We start from the raw sequence: 17,584 nt of genomic DNA, 5'->3' as shown, positions 1-17,584 counted from the left end.
CCGGGGTCGGGGATGGCGGCGGCGGGACCGGCCGTCAGCAGAGTCGCCAACAGTCCGGCCGCGGCCGCGGCCACGCCCAGGCGTCTGCGCCGGGTGGTGAGCAACAGGGTCACTGCGTCCTCCCTAGGATCCGTTCTGGTCGAACGGCTTCACACACCACGGAAGTATCTTCGTCCTCATGCGCATTTCAATAGACGGCAACAGAATGGTCATGAAAGTTTTTAGTCAATGTGGCTGAGAACCGCTCAGTAACTGTCATCAATCACCCCAAGTACCCCAGGAGGTCCCGATGTTGAATCGCAGTCGCTCGACGATCGCCGTTCGCATACCGGTCACTTTGGCCATGGTCACCGCCGCCGTACTCGCCCTGGGTGGCTGCGAGTCGGGATCCGACGACGCCAAATCCAAGGCCGAAAAGGTGACTTCGGGACCATCCGTGGTGGCTCCGGGCAAACCGGGTGAAGTCGCGAAGACGCTCTCCCCCGAACAGGTCGCGAAGGTCGTCCCGGACGACACCCCCAACGACGCCGACTTCGCGTACACGCAAATGATGATCATTCACCACGGCCAGGCCATGACCATGACCGCGCTCGTTCCGGAGCGCGCGGAGTCGAAGCAGGTCAAGGGGCTGGCCGAACGCATCGCCGCCGCGCAGCAGCCGGAGATCGACGCGATGAAGAGCTGGCTCAAGAACAACGGCGCCGACAAGAGAAAGGACGGCGGTCACGACCACGGCTCGATGACCATGCCGGGAATGGCCACGGACGCCCAGCTCAAGCAGTTGCGCGCGGCGAAGGGCGAGGCGTTCGACAAACTCTTCCTCAAGCTGATGATCACCCACCACGAGGGAGCGATCACCATGGCCGCCGAGGCCCTCTCGGACGGCAACAACATCCTCGTCCAGGAGATGGCGAACGATGTGATCTCCCAGCAGACGAGCGAGATCGGCCGGATGGAGAAGATGCAGAAGAGGTGAGCCCGAGGCCGGGGCCGCCCTGCCGCGCGGTGCGGCGGCGGTACGCGCCCGGACGGCGGCGGCCACGGCTCGCCGCCGCCCGGGCGAGCCGTGGGCTCGCCCCCGCCGCGTTCACGACGGCCCGTCCCCGGCATCGGCGACGCCGTACCGGAGCAAGGCTCCCGGCAGGTCGTCTCCCCAGCGCCGCATACCGGTGCGATGCTGGAATCCCCTGCGGGAAGGAGCGCGTCCGTGCTTCGTGTCGCTGTCGTCGGATCGGGCCCCAGCGGGGTCTACGCCGCGCAGGCTCTCGTCCAGCAGAGCCGGGTCCCGGACGTCCGGGTCCATGTCCTGGACCGGCTCCCCTGCCCGTACGGTCTCGTGCGCTACGGGGTCGCTCCCGACCACGAGAAGATCAAGTCCCTGCAGAACAACCTCCGCGCCGTGCTGGAGCACGAGCGGATCGACTTCATCGGCAATGTCGACGTGGGCGCGCACGGTCTGGGCCCCGAGCGGCTGCTGGAGCTGTACCACGCGGTCGTGTACTGCGTGGGCGCGGCGAAGGACCGCAGGCTCGGCATCCCCGGCGAGGAACTGCCCGGCAGTCACTCGGCCACCGACTTCGTCTCCTGGTACAGCGCGCATCCCGACGCGGCGGACGACGGTTTCACCCTGTCGGCGCGGTCCGCCGTGGTGATCGGCGTCGGCAATGTGGCGGTCGACGTGGCCCGCGTCCTCGCACGGGCAGCCGACGAGCTGCGTCCGACCGATGTCCCCGTGGGCGCGCTCGCCGCCCTCGCGCTCAGCTCCGTACGCGATGTGCACATGGTGGGCCGCCGCGGTCCCTCGCAGGCCAAGTTCACCACCAAGGAACTGCGGGAGCTGGGCTCGCTGCCGTCGGCGGAGGCGGTCGTCGACCCCGCAGACCTCGAACTGGACCCCGCCTACGCAGACCGGGCCGCCGCTGCCTCGCTGCCCGCCGTCAACCGGCGCAATCTCGATGTCGTACGCGCCTGGGCCGAGCGGCCGCCCGCGGACGGGGAGCACCGGGCGCGCCGGATCCATCTGCGCTTCTTCCTGCGCCCGGTGGAGCTGCTGGAGCGGGACGGCCGGGTCGGGGCCGTACGGTTCGAGCGGACCGTCCCGGACGGCGGCGGGGGTGTGCGGGGCACCGGGGCGTACGAGGACATCGAGGCGCAGTTGGTACTGCGGGCGGTGGGCTACCGGGGAGTGCCGATGCCCGGACTGCCCTTCGATGCCGGGCGCGGGACGGTGCCGCACGCGGCCGGGCGGGTGCTGCGGGACGGCGTTCCGTCTCCCGGTGAGTATGTGGCGGGGTGGATCAAGCGGGGTCCGACGGGGGTGATCGGGACCAATCGGCCCTGCGCGAAGGAGACGGTGGCCTCGCTGCTCGACGACGCTCCGGCGCTCGGGCGGCGCGTCGTGGCCGACGACCCGCTGGCCGGGCTGCGCCGAGCGGGGTGCCGGCCGGTCCGCTGGGCGGGATGGGAGGCCATCGAGGCCGCGGAGGCCGAGCTGGGCCGCTCGCTGGGGCGGCGGTCCGTGAAGATCCCCGACTGGGCGGGGCTGTTGGGGGCGGCGGGCGCCTGACCGGTACGCGTACGCCCTCCGGAAGCACCACCTCCGCGGACACCGGGACGGAGACGGTCGGAGACGGGCGGTGAAGGCGTCGGAAGAGGTGCCGCTGGGCCAGTAGAGTGACGCCCCGTGACAGCGCGACCTTTGAAGGAAATCGTCGAGCCGGGGTGGGCTGACGCCCTGGAGCCGGTGGCCGGGCGAATCGCCGCGATGGGGGACTTTCTGCGCGCGGAGATCGCCGCGGGACGCACCTATCTTCCGGCGGGACCGCATGTGCTGCGGGCCTTTCAGCAGCCGTTCGAGGACGTGCGCGTCCTGATCGTCGGCCAGGATCCCTACCCGACACCGGGACACGCGGTGGGGCTGAGCTTCTCGGTCGCCCCCGATGTACGGCCGGTGCCGGCCAGCCTGGACAACATCTTCCGGGAGATGCACACGGATCTGGGCCATCCGAGACCGGCCAACGGGGATCTGACCCCCTGGGCCCGGCAGGGGGTGCTGCTGCTCAACAGGGCGCTCACCACCGCGCCCCGCAAGCCCAACGCGCACCAGGGCAAGGGCTGGGAGGAAGTGACGGAGCAGGCCATCCGTGCTCTGGTCGCGCGGGGCAGGCCGCTGGTCTCCGTGCTGTGGGGGCGCAATGCCCGCAATCTGCGCCCGCTGCTCGGGAATCTGCCGGCGATCGAGTCCGCGCACCCCTCCCCCATGTCGGCGGACCGCGGATTCTTCGGTTCCCGCCCGTTCAGCCGGGCCAATGAACTCCTCGAACGTCAGGGGGCGTCGCCGGTCGACTGGCGGTTGCCGTGACCCCGCGGTCCGGACGTCTGGTGCTCGGGGTGGACTCGGGAGGCTCCGGGCTGCGTGTCGCTCTCGCCGAGGTGCCCCGGTCGGCGGGCCGGCCGGGATCCGGCGGGGCGACCGCTTCCGGGGGCCGGTCCACGGAGCGGGACGCCGTTTCCGGGTCCGGGTTCGAGTCCGAGTCCGGGTTCGTTCCCGAGTCCGAGTCCGGGGATGTCGGGGCCCTGGGAACCGCCGAGTCGCGGGTGCCGGTGCGGACCGGCGCCGGGGGCATCGACGCACACCATCTGCTGGAGCAGCTCGTGCCGATGGCGCACGCCCTGCTGGCCCGTGCCGGAGACCGAGCCGCGGACCGGGCCGGAGACCGTGCGGAAGGGCGCTCCGAGGAACACGGTGTGCCCGGCCGTACCGTCGAGGCCGTGGCGATCGGCGCGGCCGGAATGGCGACGCTGGGCGGTCGGTTGCGTGCCGAACTCCCCGGCGCGCTGGCCGAGTCGCTGGGGGTCCGGCACCTCGCTCTCGCCGCGGACGCGGTCACCGCTTACGCGGGCGCGCTCGGCCAGCGCCCGGGAGCCGTCGTGGCGGCGGGCACCGGGATGATCGCGGTGGGCACGGATCTGTCCGGCTGGCGGCGCGCGGACGGATGGGGTCACCTGCTGGGCGACTGCGGCGGCGGAGCCTGGATCGGCCGGGCCGGTCTCGAAGCGGCGCTCTGCGCCCACGACGGACGTCACGGCGGTTCGGGCGCGCTGCTGGCCGCGGCGGAGTCGGTTTTCGGCCCGGTGCGGGAGCTGCCGGGAAAGCTGTATCCGCGGCCGGACCGGCCCGCCGTGCTGGCCTCGTTCGCTCCCGAGGTCGTCCGCTGCGCCGCGGCGGGCGACGAGGTGGCGGCGGGCATCCTCACCCTCGCGGCGCGTCGGATCGCCGAGTCGGCCGCCGCCGTGTGCCCGTCCGCCGGGGAGCCGTCCGCCGGGGGCCCGGAAGCGGGCGGAGCGCCGGACATCGCGCTGACCGGCGGTCTCTTCCGGGCCGGTGAACCCCTGCTCGTACCGCTGCGGGCCGAACTGGCCCTGCGAATGCCCTCCGCGCGGCTGGTGCCCGCGTCCGGAGACCCGCTCGCGGGGGCGCTTCTCATCGCTTCCGCACTCGCGAACGGCTCGTTGCGCCTGCCGCGCGATCCGGCTCTGCTGTATGTGCCGACGGAGCGGACCGGTTGAAGGACGCACCGACCCCATCGGATAAATACGGACAGATGACGCCTGGCCACCCCCTACCCGAACAGCCGTCGCGACAAAACCAGTAGCATGCGGCGCCATGAGCTCCCCCACCGGGCCCGCACCCGGCCTGCCCGTACGAATGCCACGACCCCGACAGTCCGGTCGGCACCGCCGCCCCGAACCCGTGGCGGCGCCCGAGGGCGCACCCGCCCTGGTACTCGCCGTACCCGGCGCCACCGCGCCCGCCACCCGCGGCCTGGCGGAAGAGATCATAAGCATCGCCCGCTCCGAACTGCCCGGCCTCGATGTCGGGATCGGCTATCTCGACGGGGACGACGGGGACGACTCCGACGACGCCGACACCCCCGCGTATCCCACGCTGGAGAGCGTCCTCGCCCGCACCGCCGCCCTGCGGGCCGAGCGGTACGAGATCGCGAAGGCCGCCGGCCGTGAGGTGACCGCGCCCGAGGGGCCCGCCGCCGTCGTGGTGCCGCTGCTCGCCGGCCCCGACAACGTGCTGATGCGGCGCATCCGCCAGGCGGTCATGGACAGCCGTTCGGCGGCGGAGCTGACCGATGTCCTCGGCCCGCATCCGCTGCTCGCCGAGGCCGTGCACGTACGGCTCTCCGAGGCCGGTCTGGCGCGCGCCGACCGTGCCCGGCTCTTCACGGTCGCCACCGCCGCCGACGGCATCATCCTGGCGACCGTCGGCGGCGACGAGGCCGTCCAGGCCGCGGGGATCACCGGGATGCTGCTCGCGGCCCGCCTCGCGGTGCCGGTGATGGCCGCCGCGCTCGACACGGAGGGCTCGGTCGCCGCGATCGCCGAGCAGCTGCGCGGCTCCGGTTCGGCGCAGCTGGCCCTCGCCCCGTATCTGATCGGCCCCGAGCTGCCGGAGGGGCTGCTGGAGGCGGCGGTCAAGGACGCGGGCTGCGCCGCCGCCGAGCCGCTGGGCTCCTACCCGGCGATCGGCAAGCTGGTGCTGTCCCAGTACACGGCCAAGCTGGGCATCAAACCGCAGACGCCCCCTCGCTGAGGGGCGCGCCCGGCTCCGCACGGCAGAACCTCGACAAGCCAGACGAACCCGTCGGACCAGACGGAGCGGCACCGAGCCGAACCGAGCGGTACGAGGCCGTTCGTCTCGCGAGGGGGGCGTCGTGAAACCGTGACGGAACCGGGGAGCCGTATTCAGGCGAAGACGACGCAGGAGGCCGCGGGGGCGTCCAGGGAGCCCGCCCACCGCGGCACACCCGTCTCCGGGTCGATGTCGAACCATGTGACGTCCCCGGACCGCTCGTTGGCGGCGTAGAGCCTGCGGCCCGTCGGGTCCAGCGCCAGATCGCGCGGCCAGTGACCGCCGCACGGCACCGTGGTGACGAGTTCCGCCCGCTCGCGCGTCTCGTCGAGGGCGAGGACGGCGATGCTGTCGTGGCCCCGGTTGGCGGCCCACAGATGGCGTCCGTCGTGCGAGACGACCACCTCCGACGGATACGAGGGCCCTTCGCTGTCCGTCGGCAGGACCGGAGTCTCGCCGACCGGCTCCAGTACGCCCGTCGCGGCGTCCCAGCGGCAGACGGTGAGCGTCGGCGCCAACTCGTTCAGCACATAGGCGTGGGTCCCGGCCGGGTGGAAGGCCAGATGCCGCGGGCCGCTGCCGGGGCGCAGCGCGGTCTCGCCGTGCTGCTTCAGCTCCCCCGCCTCGGGGTCGAGCGCGCAGACGCGTACGGAGTCGGTGCCGAGGTCGACGCCGAGCACCCAGCGGCCGCTCGGGTCGGGCACGATCTGGTGGGCGTGCGGGCCGCGCTGGCGGTCCGGGTCCGGTCCGGCGCCCTCGTGCTGGAACACTCCGCTGGCGGGGTCGGGCCGGCCTCCGTCGCCGACCGGGAGCACGCTGACGCTTCCCGAGCCGTAGTTGGCGGTCAGCAGATGTCCGTCCCAGACGGCGAGGTGCGTCGGGCCTGCGCCGCAGACGGGCACCCGGGCGCCGAGCGGCCGGGGTGAGTCCCCCTGGACGTCGAAGGCCGCCACAGCGCCTTCCGGGGTCTCCGAGACGGCGTAGAGGACCGGGCCGCCGCCGGCTGTGGAGAGGGCGAGATACGAGGGGTCCGCGACCGCGTCACTGGCTCCGGTCTCGGTCAGCGCACCGGTCTCGCCGTCCACGGCCGCGGCGATGATCCCCCGCCCCCCGGCCGAGGTGAAGGACCCGATGAATGCCCGTCCGGTGCTCTTGTCGCCCACGGCTTTCCTCCCACTGATCGTTTCTGGTGCCCCGGCCGACGGTAGCAGCGGTCTAGACCAAGTGTCTGTACACGGCCGAGCGGACCCGCGGTGGTTACCCCTTGGGGCATGGGCTCGGTTACCCCTTGGGGCACGTCTCCACCCTCCGTACGCGTGAGAAAGCCCCCATCTTCCCGGCGGTCGGCGGTCGGCCATCGCGCAGGTCGGACGGGTGAGAGAGCCGGGCTCGGGGGATGGGCGGGGGCGCGGGCTGTTCAGGGCGCGCCCGCCACCGTGTCACGGGGTGTGCGAGGGGTGCGAGGAGCCCGAGGGACGCACAGGATGTGCGGGATGTGCGGGGTGTACGGGATGTGCGGGGTGTACGGGCTGCGGTCGGGCGGGTGGTGTCGGTGGGGCCGCCCCTCGATCTCCCGCGAGTTGGCATGCTGGGGCGTATGAGTCGTGCGATCAGCCCTTCGGTCATCTTCGATCTCGACGGCACGCTGGTGGACAGCGAGCCGAACTACTACGAGGCCGGGCGGAGACTGCTGGCCGGATACGGGGTGACGGACTTCAGCTGGGAGCGCCACACCGACTTCATCGGCATCGGCACGCGCGAGACCCTGACGGTCCTGCGGGAGGAGCACGGTATCGACGCTCCCGTGGAGGAACTGCTGGCGGGCAAGAACCGGCACTATCTGGAGCTGGCACGGGCGTCGACCGAGGTGTATCCGCAGATGCGGACGTTCGTGGAACTGCTCGGCTCGGCCGGGGTGCCGATGGCGGTGGCCTCCGGATCGTCCCGTACCGCGATCGAGGCGGTGCTCGCGGGGACGGGGCTGGACGCGTTCATCCCCACGATCGTGTCCGCGGAGGAGGTCGAGCGCGGCAAGCCGGAGCCCGACGTCTTCCTGGAGGCCGCGCGCAGGCTGGACGCCACCCCCGCCGACTGCGTGGTCCTGGAGGACGCGCCGCCCGGAGCGGCTGCCGCCCGTGCGGCGGGCATGCGCTGCATCGCGATCCCGTATCTCGCCGCGACGGCAGGCGATCCGGCGTTCCGGGCGGCCGAACTGCTCTACGCGGGCGGCCAGGCGGAGTTCACGGCGCGATCGGCGTACGACTGGCTGCTCGCGCCGTAGCCGTGCGGCCTCGCGTGGGCGGCGCGTTCACGGCTCGGCGGGGGGTCGCACTCGTGCTGCCGCCGCAGGACGGTTCCCCGGCTCAACGCGGCGCCGCCGAGCGCCGCACCGCACCCGCCGCCGCCGTCTCCCGGCCGCCGCGTCTCCGTGCTTTCCGGAGTGGCCGCGCCCCGCCCGCGCCGCACCGGAACGCCGTTTCTCGGCGAATCGGCTAAGCGGCTACGCGTTCGGCCGTGCGGTCGGGAGCAGCCGTCGCGCGGGGCGGAGTCCGGACGGGGTGCGCGCGGTGCGGTGCGCGCGGTGCCGGCGGTCACTTCAGGGCGCTGCCCTGCTGCCACGTGGCCCAGTCCACGTTCCACGCGCCGTAGCCGTTGTTCACCGCGACGGTGTCGGTGGACTTGACGACGGTGACCGGGTCTCCGTAGCGGACCTGGTCGTAGAACCACTTGGCGTCCGCGGTGCTCATCCCGATGCAGCCGTGGCTGCCGTTGACCCGGCCGAACTTGCCCGCGTTCCAGGGTGCCGCGTGCGCGTACGTGCCCGATGGCGTGAGCTGGACATCCCACTTCACATCGCCGAGGTCGTACGCCTCGGGGCCGAAGATGCCGACCGTCGCCGAGTTCATCCGGATGGTGGGGACCTTGCTCAGCACCACCATGGTGCCGTTCCAGGTCTCGAACCCCTTCTTGCCCGCGGAGATCGGCAGCGTGCGCAGCTTCTTCCCGTTCTCCGAGACGGTGATGGTCTTCTTCACGACGTCGACCGTGCTGACGACCGACCTGCCGATGGTGAAGTCGATCTTCCGGGTCTGGGTGCCGAACAGGCCGCCGCCGGCGTCGACTCCGTCGAGATTCATGTTCAGGGTGACCTTGGTGCCCGGCTGCCAGTACGCCTGGGGGCGGTAGTCGACCCGGTCCTTGCCGTTGCGGTCCTTCATCCAGCTCCACGCGCCCGGCACGGCGGGGGACGCGGTGACCTTCAGGCCGCGTTCGACGGCCGCCTTGTCGTGGATCGGCTTGTTGAAGACGATCGACACGGGCAGCGCGACACCCACGGTCGAGCCCTTGTCGACGTTGTACTCCCCGACGAATGTGCGCGCCTTCACCGGCTCGACGGTGATGAACGCGCTGCGCCGGGTGACGGGTTCGCCGCCGGAGGCCGCCGCCGTGGCCTCCACCGTGTAGGTCACACCGGGGGCCAGTCCGGCGGCGGAGGTCCAGGTGCCCTTGTCCGCGGAGTACGCCCCCTTGAGCGCGCCCGGTCCGTCGGCCGTCACTCTCACCGAGGTCAGCTCGCCTCCGTCCGCGCGTACGGTCACCTTCTTGTCCACCGGTACGGCCGTGGTGTCGGAGGCCGGGGTGATGGCTATCGTCGCGGGCCCGGAGCTCTCCTTGCCGCCGTCCCCTTCCCCTCCGACGTTCTGCGAACTCCCGCCGCCGGTGCATGCCGCCAGTGTCAACGACGCCAACGCGGCGAGCGCCGCACCGCGGATCGCCGGTCGCGGACCGACGAGTCTTCCGATGAGACGTCGGCGTGCCGGTACATGCTTCATGGACTGCCCTCCGTCGAACAGAATCTGTTAATTACATTAGTAGACGTTGCGATAGTTCGCCTCAGTTCCACCGGCGACGGGGGAAGCGCCGAGGCCGGGAGGGCTGCGCCGCCGGATCCGCCCGGCCGTACGTCCGGGAGTTCACGCTCCCCGTCCACGGGCGGGGCCGGCGGTCTCCTCCCGCTCCCTCAGATGGGTGCCGAGCGCGGTTCTGGCCCGTCGGAGCCGGGTCTTCACGGCGCCCGGCGTAGCGCCCGTCTGTTCGGCCACGGCCGCGATCGGCAGGTCCAGCACGTAGTGGAGGACGACGGCGCGCCGCTGGTCGGGGCGGAGTCTGCGCAGGGCGTCCACCAGCGCCACGTGATCGGGCCCCAGTCCGGGCAGATCGGCGGGAGGCCCATGGCGGAAGTGCGCGCGGACCCGGTTCCGGGATTTGCGCCAGGAGCTGACGGCGAGCCGCGTCGCGACCGTACGGATCCACGGTGTGGGGTCCTCGCCATGGGCGGTCAGCCGGTCCCAGCGCTGCCAGGCACGGGCGAACGCCTCCTGTACGGCGTCCTCGGCCTCGGTCACATCACCGGTCATGGCGTACACCGCGGCGGTCAACTGCTTGGCGCGGGCGGCGTAGCAGGCGTCGAACTCCTCACGCGCGGCGGCACGTTCGGCCGCGACCGCGGCCACGGAAGCGGATACGGCCCGAGGCGCGGGCGCGGGGGCGGCCGTCGAAGCAGGTGCGGGCACGGCCGTCGAAGCAGGTGAGGCCCGAGGCGCGTGTGCTGTCCGGGGCTCGGCTCGGGCCTGTTCCCCCTTCTCGGCCCGTTCCGTCACCGGCTCGGCCCGGCGGGCGTCGATCGCGGCCCCGTCCGGGCCTGCGGCGTTCCGGTCGGCTCTCCTTCGCAGTCGGGTCATCCGCCTCACCCGCCCGTGGTCTGCCGGTGGCGGCCGTTCGCCGCGAACCGGCGGCCGAACCCTCGGGAGAACCGCCTGGTGAACCCGGTGACTTCGGTGATGCGCAGCGGCCCGGACAGGACGAGGACGGACACCGCGACAGCGGCGACACCGAGGATCAGCCCGGCTAGGTCGCCCCGAGGTCCCGGCCCCAGCATCCGCGTGGACCACACCGCCGCCGCGTACCCGATGAGCGCACCCGGCAGACAGGCGACGACGAGCGTGAAGTGGGTGACGAGGACCCGTCTGCCGCGCAGTCCTCTCGCCCGCCGCCGGGGATCCAGCGCGCGCAGCCGCCGGTGGAGGACCCACGCGGTGCAGGCCACCCCCGCCCCGCAGGCGACGGCGTAGCCGCCCGCCATCCCCGCCACCGCTTGGTGCGCGGGCAGATACCGGTACGCGGCCACCGTGCCGGCGGTGTTGAGACCGGCGATCACCAGCGTCATGAGAAAGGGGGTGCGGGTGTCGGAGAGCGCGTAGAAGCCTCGGGCCAGCGCGTACTGGGCGGCGAAGGCGGGGAGTCCGGGGGCGAAGGCCGCCAGCACGAGCGCGATCGCCCGCGCGTCGGCCTCGTCGACCTGGGCGTACTGATAGGCGACGCCGACGACTTGCGGAGCGAACACCAGGAAGACGACGGCCGCCGGAACGATGGCGACCGCCGAGACCCGTACCCCGCGGGAGAGATCGGCCGCGATGCTCCCCATGTCGCCGGAGACGGCCGCTCGGCTCATCGCCGGGAGGAGCGCGGTGACCAGCGAGACGGTGATCACGCCCTGGGGCACCACCCAGAGCTGATAGGCGTTGGTGTACGCGGTGTAGCCGACGCCCGCCGTGATCCCTTCGGCGTTCGCCTCCGTACCGGCGGACGTGGACAGCCGGGTCACGGCCCAGAACGCGATCTGGTTGACGAGGACGAGGGCGAGCGTCCACCCCGCCGCGCGCATCGGGCGGGCGATGCCCGCGCCCCTCCAGCCGAAGCGGGGTCGCCACCGGAATCCGGCCGCGCGCAGCGAGGGAAGCAGGGCCAGGGCCTGAACGGCGATCCCGGCGGTGCTGCCCAGCCCCAGCAGGAGCACGTGCGCGTCGCTCAGGTCCGACGCGTTCGACGCGTCCGCGGCGACGGCCAGGTAGAGACCGAAGACCGCGATGACGACGATGTTGTTGAGGACCGGGGTCCACATCATCGCCCCGAAGCGGTCACGGGAGTTGAGCACCTGTCCGAGCACGGTGAACACTCCGTAGAAGAGGATCTGCGGCAGACAGAACCGGGTGAGCGCGAGGACGAGTTCACGCTGGGCGCCGGTGTAGTCGGTGTACGCGGTGACGATCCAGGGCGCGGCGAGGACGGCGGCGGCCGTGATCGTGAGCAGCGCGACGGCGCACACGGTGAGGAGTCTGTCGGTGTACGCGACTCCGCCGTCGGCGTGCTCCTTGGCCGCTCTCACCAGTTCCGGTACGAAGACGGAGTTGAGGGCGCCGCCGATCAGCAGGATGTAGACGATGTTGGGGACGGTGTTGGCGACGGTGAAGGCGTCGCCGACCAGCCCGGTGCCGAGCGCCGCGACGACCACCGCGCCCCGGAGGAAGCCGGTGAGCCGGGAGACGAGCGAGCCGAGGACCATACGGAAGCGACCGCCGTCGCCCCGGCTCTCCGCCGCCTCCCGGCCTGTCCCGCCCGCCTCGCCCGGCCCCCCGCTTCCGCGCGCTCCGCCCTCGCCGTGCGCCGAGACCCGCGCCGGAGCGCCGGTCGGCGTCCCGTCCGGTGCGTCCGGTTCTCCGCCGGGCCGCGTCCGGCGGGACGCACGGCCCGGCGCTCCCGGCCGCCGGGGCCCGTCCCGTCCTGCCCGTCCGGCCCGGCGGTGCGTCCCGTAGGGCTCCGGCCTCGGCCGTGCCCCGGTGAAATCCCCTGTCACCGGGCCGCCCTCCGGGACGTGTCCCAGAAGAGCGGGGAGAATCCGCCCCCTCCAGAAGGAGGGGCATCCTCCGCCCTCAGGAGGTCGTACGCGTGACCATGACCACACAGGCCCCGACCCCTCGGCGGACGGTGGACGTCCTGCCGACGTCGCCCGAGCAGCACGCCGCTTTCCTGCGGGATCGCCGTCACTCCCAAGGACCCGGCACGGTGAGCTTCCTCCAGCACAGCTCGTGGGCCGGAGTGAAACAGGACTGGAGTTCGGAGCGCCTGGGCTGGTTCGACTCCGCCGGACGGCAGACCGGTGCCGCGCTGGTGCTCTACCGGCGCTTTCCGGGGGCGCCGCGGTCCTTCGCCTATCTGCCCGAAGGCCCGGTGATCGACTGGGCCTCGCCCGATCTCGACCGGTTGCTGGAGGCCCTGCTGAGCCATCTGACGAACGCCGGCGCCTTCGCCGTGCGGATGGGTCCGCCGCTGAGCCTCCGCCGCTGGAGCGCGGCGACGCTGAAGGAGGCGGTCGGGCCGGGCCGCCGTATCGGGGACGTGGTGCCCGACACGGTCGACCCCCTGGGCGCCGCGGTCGCCGAACGGCTGCGGGAGGCCGGGTGGCGGCGCTGCGGGGCCGACGCGCAACCCCGCCATGCCTTCGAGGTGCCGCTGGCCGGCCGGAGCCGGGACGACGTGTGGTCCGGGTTCAATCAGGAGTGGCGGCGCAACGTCAAGAAGGCGAGCAGGTCGCGAGTGTCGGCGGAGATCGCGGACGCCGGACTGCTGCCCGTCTTCCACGCGCTCCTGACGGTCACCGAACTGCGGGACGGCTTCGCGCTGGGCCGCGGTCTGGAGTACTTCCAGCGCCAGTACCGGATGCTCAACGAGGAGGAGGCGGGCCGTATGCGGCTCTATGTGGCCCGGTACGGACAGGAGGTCCTGGCCGCCCACACGATGATCACCGTCGGCCCCCGCGTCTGGTACCAGACCGGCGGCTCCGCCGACCACCGCCGCGACGTGCGGCCGAGCCACGCGTTGCAGTGGCGCATGATGCGGGACGCCATCGCCCAGGGCGCGCGGGTGTACGACATGCGCGGGGTCCCCGACACGCTGGATCCGTCCGAGCGGTCGTTCGGGCTGGTGCGCTGGAAGCTCGGGACCGGCGGGGAGGTGGCGGAGTCCCTGGGCGAGTGGGACCTGCCGCTGCACGGCACGGTGAACCGTACGCTGCACCGCGCTCTGCGCGTGTACCTCGCCCGGCGCTGACGCCGGAACCGGCCGGGCGCGCTGCCCTGCCTCCTGGGTGACGTTCATATGACGGCGGGCTCCCCGACTCTCTAACTGCTATTCCGCTAAGCAGCTTAGCGGTACTATTCCGAGTGGCGCCCCCGCCACCGGGGACCCTCCCGGGCCGTTCGTGCCCCGCGCTCGGCTCCAAGGAAGCGGGAGGGTTCCCGGCCGTCGCCCGAGCCCCGCCTCGTACGCGCCTCGCAAGCGCCTCGTACGCGACGGGGCGGACACGGGCGACGGGACATCGGTGAAATGGGGCGCGGGGCCTACGGCACGGGCGGGGCGCGGTCCGGGTTCAGCGTGCCCGCGCGAGCGGTGCGGATCGGAGCGGCGCGGAGGGGAGAGACCGTCGCCGATGACGCCCGCACGGAGACGGACACGGACGAGGCGCGCACGGACGAGGCGCGCACGGACGAGACCGGCGGCCGGTCGCCTGGCGGTGCGAGGCCGGTGGTCAGGTGGCCGGCCGGAGCGCTCAGACCGGGCCGCAGGCCACCAGCAGCGGCAGGAAGGGCGCCGTCACGGATGCGACGATCACGCCGAGCCAGGTCGCCCGGTGCGGCCGACCCTGCGGTGTCAGGATGCGCCGGAGCCTGATGAGCGCCCCCGGGCCGCCCGCGCCCAGCGCGGCCTGTGGGGCACGCCCGGCCGCGACCTCGCACAGAGCGGTGGCGAGGGCGTCGCGGGAGTGGAACCGCAGTGCGCGGTCGTCGGCGATCATTTCGAGGAGCAGCGTGGTCTGCTCGCGGGCGTGGCGGGCGAGCGGTAGACCGGGAAAGGCGCGCGCGAACGCCTTGGTGGCCACCTGGAGCAGATGGTGGCGGCCCCGGATGTGCGCCTTCTCGTGTTCGAGGGCCGCCCTGAGCTGTTCGTCCGTCAGCAGCTCCAGCGCGCCCCGCGTCACGACGATGCGGCGGGCGCGGCCCGGCAGGCAGTACACGGCGGGGGCTTCGTGGTCCACCACCGTGGCTCCGTACTCCGACGCCTCGGTACCGATCATGGTGAGGAGTTCGACGTGCCGCCGCCGCTCCGCGCGGGCCTGCCACGCCGTCCGGGCCAGCCAGCCGACCGGAAGCAGGACGACGGTGATCGGGGCCAGCAGCAGGCCCACGTCGGTCAGCGTCGGCGGGGAGTCTCCGGGCGGCGCGTCCGCGGCGAGGCCGCAGGCGCTGAGCAGCCCGACGAGCCCGTCGTGGACATGCTGCTCCGCCAGGACGACGTGGTAGACGGCGAGGGCCGTGGCCACGACGAAGGTCAGCGTGAGGCCCTGCCAGGCCAGGACGGCGACCGTGGGGGCCCGGTGGGCCCAGCGCGCCCGTGCCAGAACGTACGGGACGGCCACCCCCACCAGCACAGCGTACCCGGCGAGCGCGACGGCGGTGATCACGAGCCGCTCCGCCGCTTGGCGGCGCGCAGCGCGGAGCGCAGCGCCTGGACCTCCTCGGCCGAGATCTGCTCCACGAAGCTCAGCAGCACTCCGGCCGGGTCCGGATTGTCCTCCAGGGCGTCCTGCATCCTGGCCGCGGTGTACTGCTGGCGGGTGCAGGTGGCCCGGTAGAGCCAGGCCCGGCCGTCCTTCTCGCGGGCGAGCATGCCCTTGTTGTAGAGGATGTCGGCGACCGTCTTCACCGTGCTGTAGGCGATCGGGCGCTTCTTGTTGAGATCGTCGCGCACTTCGCGAGCCGTGGCGGGACGCCCCCAGCTCCAGAGGCGGTCCATGATCTCCGCCTCCAGTTCACCCAGCTGCCGCACGCCCGCTCCCTTCGTCTCCGTTCCCGACGTTCTCGACTTCAGTGGCTGCTCATCGTAGTCGTCGGGCCGCCGGCCGTGGGCGCGCCCGGCGGCGGCGCGGCCGCCTTCGACTCCCCCGCCGCGTCCGCGCGGTCCTCTTCCGCGCCGTCCGTCCGCAAGGCCGCGGGGAACGGGGCGGACGGCGCCGGGCAGGCGTCCGCGGTACGGAGTCTCCGTACGAGCGCGTGGGCGAGCAGCCCGAGGGAGACCAGCGCGAGGACGGGCTGCGCCGGGGCCCAGTACGACATCGCCCCGCTCATGCCGAGTGCGAGGACGACCAGTTTGTTGCAGACCGGGCAGCCGACGGCGAAGACCGAGAGGATCCCGGCGGCGAGCGCCCGCGTGCTGCGCGGCTTCCCCGCTCTCCGCGTCCGCGGCCCACCCGCGTAGGTGGCGCCGAGCAGGCCCATGAGGACGGAGGTGGCCGCCCACACCGGGTAGTTCCACCAGAGCACGGGCGTCATCCGCGTGTAGAGGGAGGAGGGCACGACGCCTGTCGGCACCCCGATCGCGATCGCCGCGAGGAGGGTGACGGCCGCGGCCGTCACCCACTGCCGCGGCCCCCATGTCCGTATGCCCACTGCATCCACTCCTTCCGTCATTGCCAAGAAGATTAGTAGATATCGGGAGGGGAGCGCAGGGGGGCGGAGCCCTTCTGTATCGTCGGGCCCGGAGGTCGAAGCTGTGAGTGCGAGCCGGAGGATCCGAGCTGTAGGTGCCTGGTGGCATCTGCTGTTCGTCGTGCTCGCGCTAGGCGTCTTCGCGATGCACACGGTGGGCCACCCCGACAGCGGCTCCGGTACGGCCCATCCGGGCAGCGCCTCCGATACGGCCCCGGCAGCCCCGGCGCACGCGTCCGCCATGGGCACGGGGACGGCCTCACCGGAGGCGTCCGCCGCCTCATCGCCGTCCATGACCCCACCGGCCGCCGGCCGGGCGGCGGCCGGAGGTGACGTCCGGGCGGCGGACGGCGTTGTGGCCACGGGCCGCGAGGCGTCGGCGGAACATGACATGCCGGCCTCTCCCGCCTCCGGCATGGCGATGGACATGGTCTCCCTCTGCGTGGCCGTGCTCGGCGCCTGGATCCTCGCCCGGCTGCTCCGGTCGGCGCTCGGCCGCCGCACGGAGTGGCTGGTGCTCCTTCGGGCGGGCGCCCTGGCCGCCCTGCGACCCAACCCGCCACCGCGCGGACCCGATCTCATCCGGCTGTCGATTCTGCGGATATAGGCCGAACACCGCCGCGGGCCCCTTCGGCGTGCCCGCGACACCCGTTCGCCGTCCATCCATTCGCAGTGCACTTCGCTGAACAGACAGCACGAGGTTTCGACATGACAGCCATCAAGCGCGCCACCGCCGCCGGGACGGCCGAGGCCGCCGAGAACACCCCGCGTCGCCCGTGGGCCCGCCGTACCGCCATCGCCGCCGCCGTCGCCGCGGCGGGGCTGGTGCTCGCCGCCTGCGGCGGCGACGACATGAGCGGCATGGACCACGGAGACAAGAGCTCGTCGGCCGCCGCCGCACCGGCGGGCGACAATCCGGCGCCGGGGGCGTTCAACGACGCGGACGTGATGTTCGCGCAGATGATGATCCCGCATCACGAGCAGGCCCTGGAGATGTCCGAGCTGGCGGAGGGCCGCGCCCAGGACCCCGAGATCAAGAAGCTCGCCGAGCAGATCGCCAAGGCCCAGGATCCCGAGATCCAGAAGATGAAGTCCTGGCTCAAGGCATGGGGCAAACCCGAGTCGGCCGACAGCATGCCCGGCATGGACCATGGCTCGGGCTCGTCCGACGGCGCCGACATGCCCGGCATGTCCGGAATGATGTCCGAGAAGGACATGGCGGCGCTGAAGGCGGCCAAGGGCACGGACTTCGACAAGCAATTCGCCCGGCTGATGGTCGAACACCACAAGGGCGCGATCGCCATGGCCGAGGACGAGCGGAAGAACGGCAGGAACGCCACGGCGAAGCAGCTCGCCGACGACGTGGTCGAGAATCAGCAGACCGAGGTCGACCAGTTCAACGAGATCCTCGGTCGGCTCTGAGCCGGCCGTGAAGCCGGCCGCCGCGGTCCCGGGAATCCCGATGGGCGACGCCGTTCAGCGTGGCACGGCCGGTCAACGTCGAGGTCACCGAGGTCCAGCAGCCGACCCTCTACCAGCAGACCGAGTTCACCACCGA

The 17,584-nt window shown here is 72.6% G+C and carries 16 protein-coding genes; 9 read left to right on the top strand and 7 right to left on the bottom strand.

Annotated features, from left to right (window positions below; all coding sequences use genetic code 11):
* Positions 1–289 precede the first annotated feature (289 nt).
* From ACWEFL_RS35280 to ACWEFL_RS35260, 5 genes are all read left to right on the top strand, one after another.
* On the top strand, positions 290–976 hold the full coding sequence (locus tag ACWEFL_RS35280) for a DUF305 domain-containing protein (RefSeq protein ID WP_451721038.1): 687 nt from the start codon (positions 290–292) through the stop codon (positions 974–976).
* 231 nt (positions 977–1,207) lie between these two features.
* Positions 1,208–2,566 carry an FAD-dependent oxidoreductase gene (locus ACWEFL_RS35275; protein WP_451721036.1) on the top strand — a complete coding sequence of 453 codons (1,359 nt, stop codon included), beginning with the start codon at positions 1,208–1,210 and terminating at the stop codon, positions 2,564–2,566.
* A gap of 117 nt (positions 2,567–2,683) precedes the next feature.
* Positions 2,684–3,361 (top strand): uracil-DNA glycosylase, encoded by a 678-nt coding sequence (locus tag ACWEFL_RS35270; RefSeq protein ID WP_451721034.1) that lies wholly within the window; start codon positions 2,684–2,686, stop codon positions 3,359–3,361.
* On the top strand, positions 3,358–4,569 hold the full coding sequence (locus tag ACWEFL_RS35265; RefSeq protein ID WP_451721032.1) for an N-acetylglucosamine kinase: 1,212 nt from the start codon (positions 3,358–3,360) through the stop codon (positions 4,567–4,569). The genes ACWEFL_RS35270 and ACWEFL_RS35265 overlap by 4 nt, the downstream gene beginning before the upstream one ends.
* Positions 4,570–4,666: 97 nt before the next feature.
* Positions 4,667–5,605: a sirohydrochlorin chelatase gene (locus ACWEFL_RS35260; protein WP_451721030.1), complete on the top strand. Its 939-nt coding sequence runs from the start codon at positions 4,667–4,669 to the stop codon at positions 5,603–5,605.
* Between the two features lie 152 nt (positions 5,606–5,757).
* Here the strand turns inward: ACWEFL_RS35260 and ACWEFL_RS35255 are convergent, their stop codons facing one another.
* The gene (locus tag ACWEFL_RS35255) at positions 5,758–6,807 is read right to left on the bottom strand and encodes a lactonase family protein (protein ID WP_451721028.1); all 1,050 of its coding nucleotides are present in this window, start codon (positions 6,805–6,807) and stop codon (positions 5,758–5,760) included.
* 434 nt (positions 6,808–7,241) lie between these two features.
* Here ACWEFL_RS35255 and ACWEFL_RS35250 point away from each other — a divergent pair, with 434 nt between their 5' ends.
* Positions 7,242–7,925: an HAD family hydrolase gene (locus ACWEFL_RS35250; RefSeq protein WP_451721026.1), complete on the top strand. Its 684-nt coding sequence runs from the start codon at positions 7,242–7,244 to the stop codon at positions 7,923–7,925.
* 310 nt (positions 7,926–8,235) lie between these two features.
* Here the strand turns inward: ACWEFL_RS35250 and ACWEFL_RS35245 are convergent, their stop codons facing one another.
* The 3 genes from ACWEFL_RS35245 to murJ all read right to left on the bottom strand — a co-directional run bounded on the left by ACWEFL_RS35245 (position 8,236) and on the right by murJ (position 12,047).
* Complete coding sequence (locus ACWEFL_RS35245; RefSeq protein ID WP_451721024.1) at positions 8,236–9,477, bottom strand: L,D-transpeptidase; 1,242 nt, start codon at positions 9,475–9,477, stop codon at positions 8,236–8,238.
* Between the two features lie 141 nt (positions 9,478–9,618).
* Positions 9,619–10,386 (bottom strand): SigE family RNA polymerase sigma factor, encoded by a 768-nt coding sequence (locus tag ACWEFL_RS35240; RefSeq protein ID WP_451721022.1) that lies wholly within the window; start codon positions 10,384–10,386, stop codon positions 9,619–9,621.
* Positions 10,387–10,391: 5 nt separating this feature from the next.
* Positions 10,392–12,047 carry a murein biosynthesis integral membrane protein MurJ gene (gene murJ / locus ACWEFL_RS35235; RefSeq protein WP_451721020.1) on the bottom strand — a complete coding sequence of 552 codons (1,656 nt, stop codon included), beginning with the start codon at positions 12,045–12,047 and terminating at the stop codon, positions 10,392–10,394.
* Between the two features lie 389 nt (positions 12,048–12,436).
* Between murJ and ACWEFL_RS35230 the strand changes: the two genes are divergently transcribed.
* Positions 12,437–13,591 (top strand): lipid II:glycine glycyltransferase FemX, encoded by a 1,155-nt coding sequence (locus tag ACWEFL_RS35230; RefSeq protein WP_451721040.1) that lies wholly within the window; start codon positions 12,437–12,439, stop codon positions 13,589–13,591.
* A 499-nt stretch (positions 13,592–14,090) separates the two neighbouring features.
* Here ACWEFL_RS35230 and ACWEFL_RS35225 read toward each other — a convergent pair whose 3' ends face one another.
* From ACWEFL_RS35225 to ACWEFL_RS35215, 3 genes are read right to left on the bottom strand one after another with little or no spacing between them, the layout of a single operon-like run.
* A complete protein-coding gene (locus ACWEFL_RS35225; RefSeq protein WP_451721018.1) occupies positions 14,091–15,002 on the bottom strand; it encodes a M56 family metallopeptidase in 912 nt (303 codons plus the stop codon).
* Entirely contained in the window at positions 14,999–15,367 is a 369-nt protein-coding gene (locus ACWEFL_RS35220; RefSeq protein ID WP_451721016.1) for a BlaI/MecI/CopY family transcriptional regulator, read from the bottom strand. Before ACWEFL_RS35220 ends, ACWEFL_RS35225 begins: the two co-directional genes overlap by 4 nt.
* Before the next feature lie 38 nt (positions 15,368–15,405).
* Positions 15,406–15,987 (bottom strand): hypothetical protein, encoded by a 582-nt coding sequence (locus ACWEFL_RS35215; protein WP_451721014.1) that lies wholly within the window; start codon positions 15,985–15,987, stop codon positions 15,406–15,408.
* A gap of 103 nt (positions 15,988–16,090) precedes the next feature.
* On the opposite strand from ACWEFL_RS35215, the gene ACWEFL_RS35210 reads away from it, so the two are divergent.
* Together ACWEFL_RS35210 and ACWEFL_RS35205 are read left to right on the top strand one after the other, a co-directional pair.
* Positions 16,091–16,633 carry a hypothetical protein gene (locus tag ACWEFL_RS35210; RefSeq protein ID WP_451721012.1) on the top strand — a complete coding sequence of 181 codons (543 nt, stop codon included), beginning with the start codon at positions 16,091–16,093 and terminating at the stop codon, positions 16,631–16,633.
* Positions 16,634–16,734: 101 nt separating this feature from the next.
* Entirely contained in the window at positions 16,735–17,448 is a 714-nt protein-coding gene (locus ACWEFL_RS35205) for a DUF305 domain-containing protein (protein ID WP_451721010.1), read from the top strand.
* Positions 17,449–17,584 lie beyond the last annotated feature (136 nt).

Source organism: Streptomyces sp. NPDC004838, assembly GCF_053600955.1.
Note: the sequence above shows the minus strand (reverse complement) of the source record. Positions and strands in the feature narration are given on the sequence as shown.

Coding starts and splice junctions, on each gene's coding strand:
- ACWEFL_RS35280 (WP_451721038.1), top strand. CDS start 290: ATGTTGAATCGCAGTCGCTCGACGATCGCCGTTCGCATACCGGTCACT.
- ACWEFL_RS35260 (WP_451721030.1), top strand. CDS start 4,667: ATGAGCTCCCCCACCGGGCCCGCACCCGGCCTGCCCGTACGAATGCCA.
- ACWEFL_RS35250 (WP_451721026.1), top strand. CDS start 7,242: ATGAGTCGTGCGATCAGCCCTTCGGTCATCTTCGATCTCGACGGCACG.
- ACWEFL_RS35245 (WP_451721024.1), bottom strand. CDS start 9,477: ATGAAGCATGTACCGGCACGCCGACGTCTCATCGGAAGACTCGTCGGT.
- ACWEFL_RS35240 (WP_451721022.1), bottom strand. CDS start 10,386: ATGACCCGACTGCGAAGGAGAGCCGACCGGAACGCCGCAGGCCCGGAC.
- murJ (WP_451721020.1), bottom strand. CDS start 12,047: ATGGTCCTCGGCTCGCTCGTCTCCCGGCTCACCGGCTTCCTCCGGGGC.
- ACWEFL_RS35230 (WP_451721040.1), top strand. CDS start 12,437: ATGACCACACAGGCCCCGACCCCTCGGCGGACGGTGGACGTCCTGCCG.
- ACWEFL_RS35205 (WP_451721010.1), top strand. CDS start 16,735: ATGACAGCCATCAAGCGCGCCACCGCCGCCGGGACGGCCGAGGCCGCC.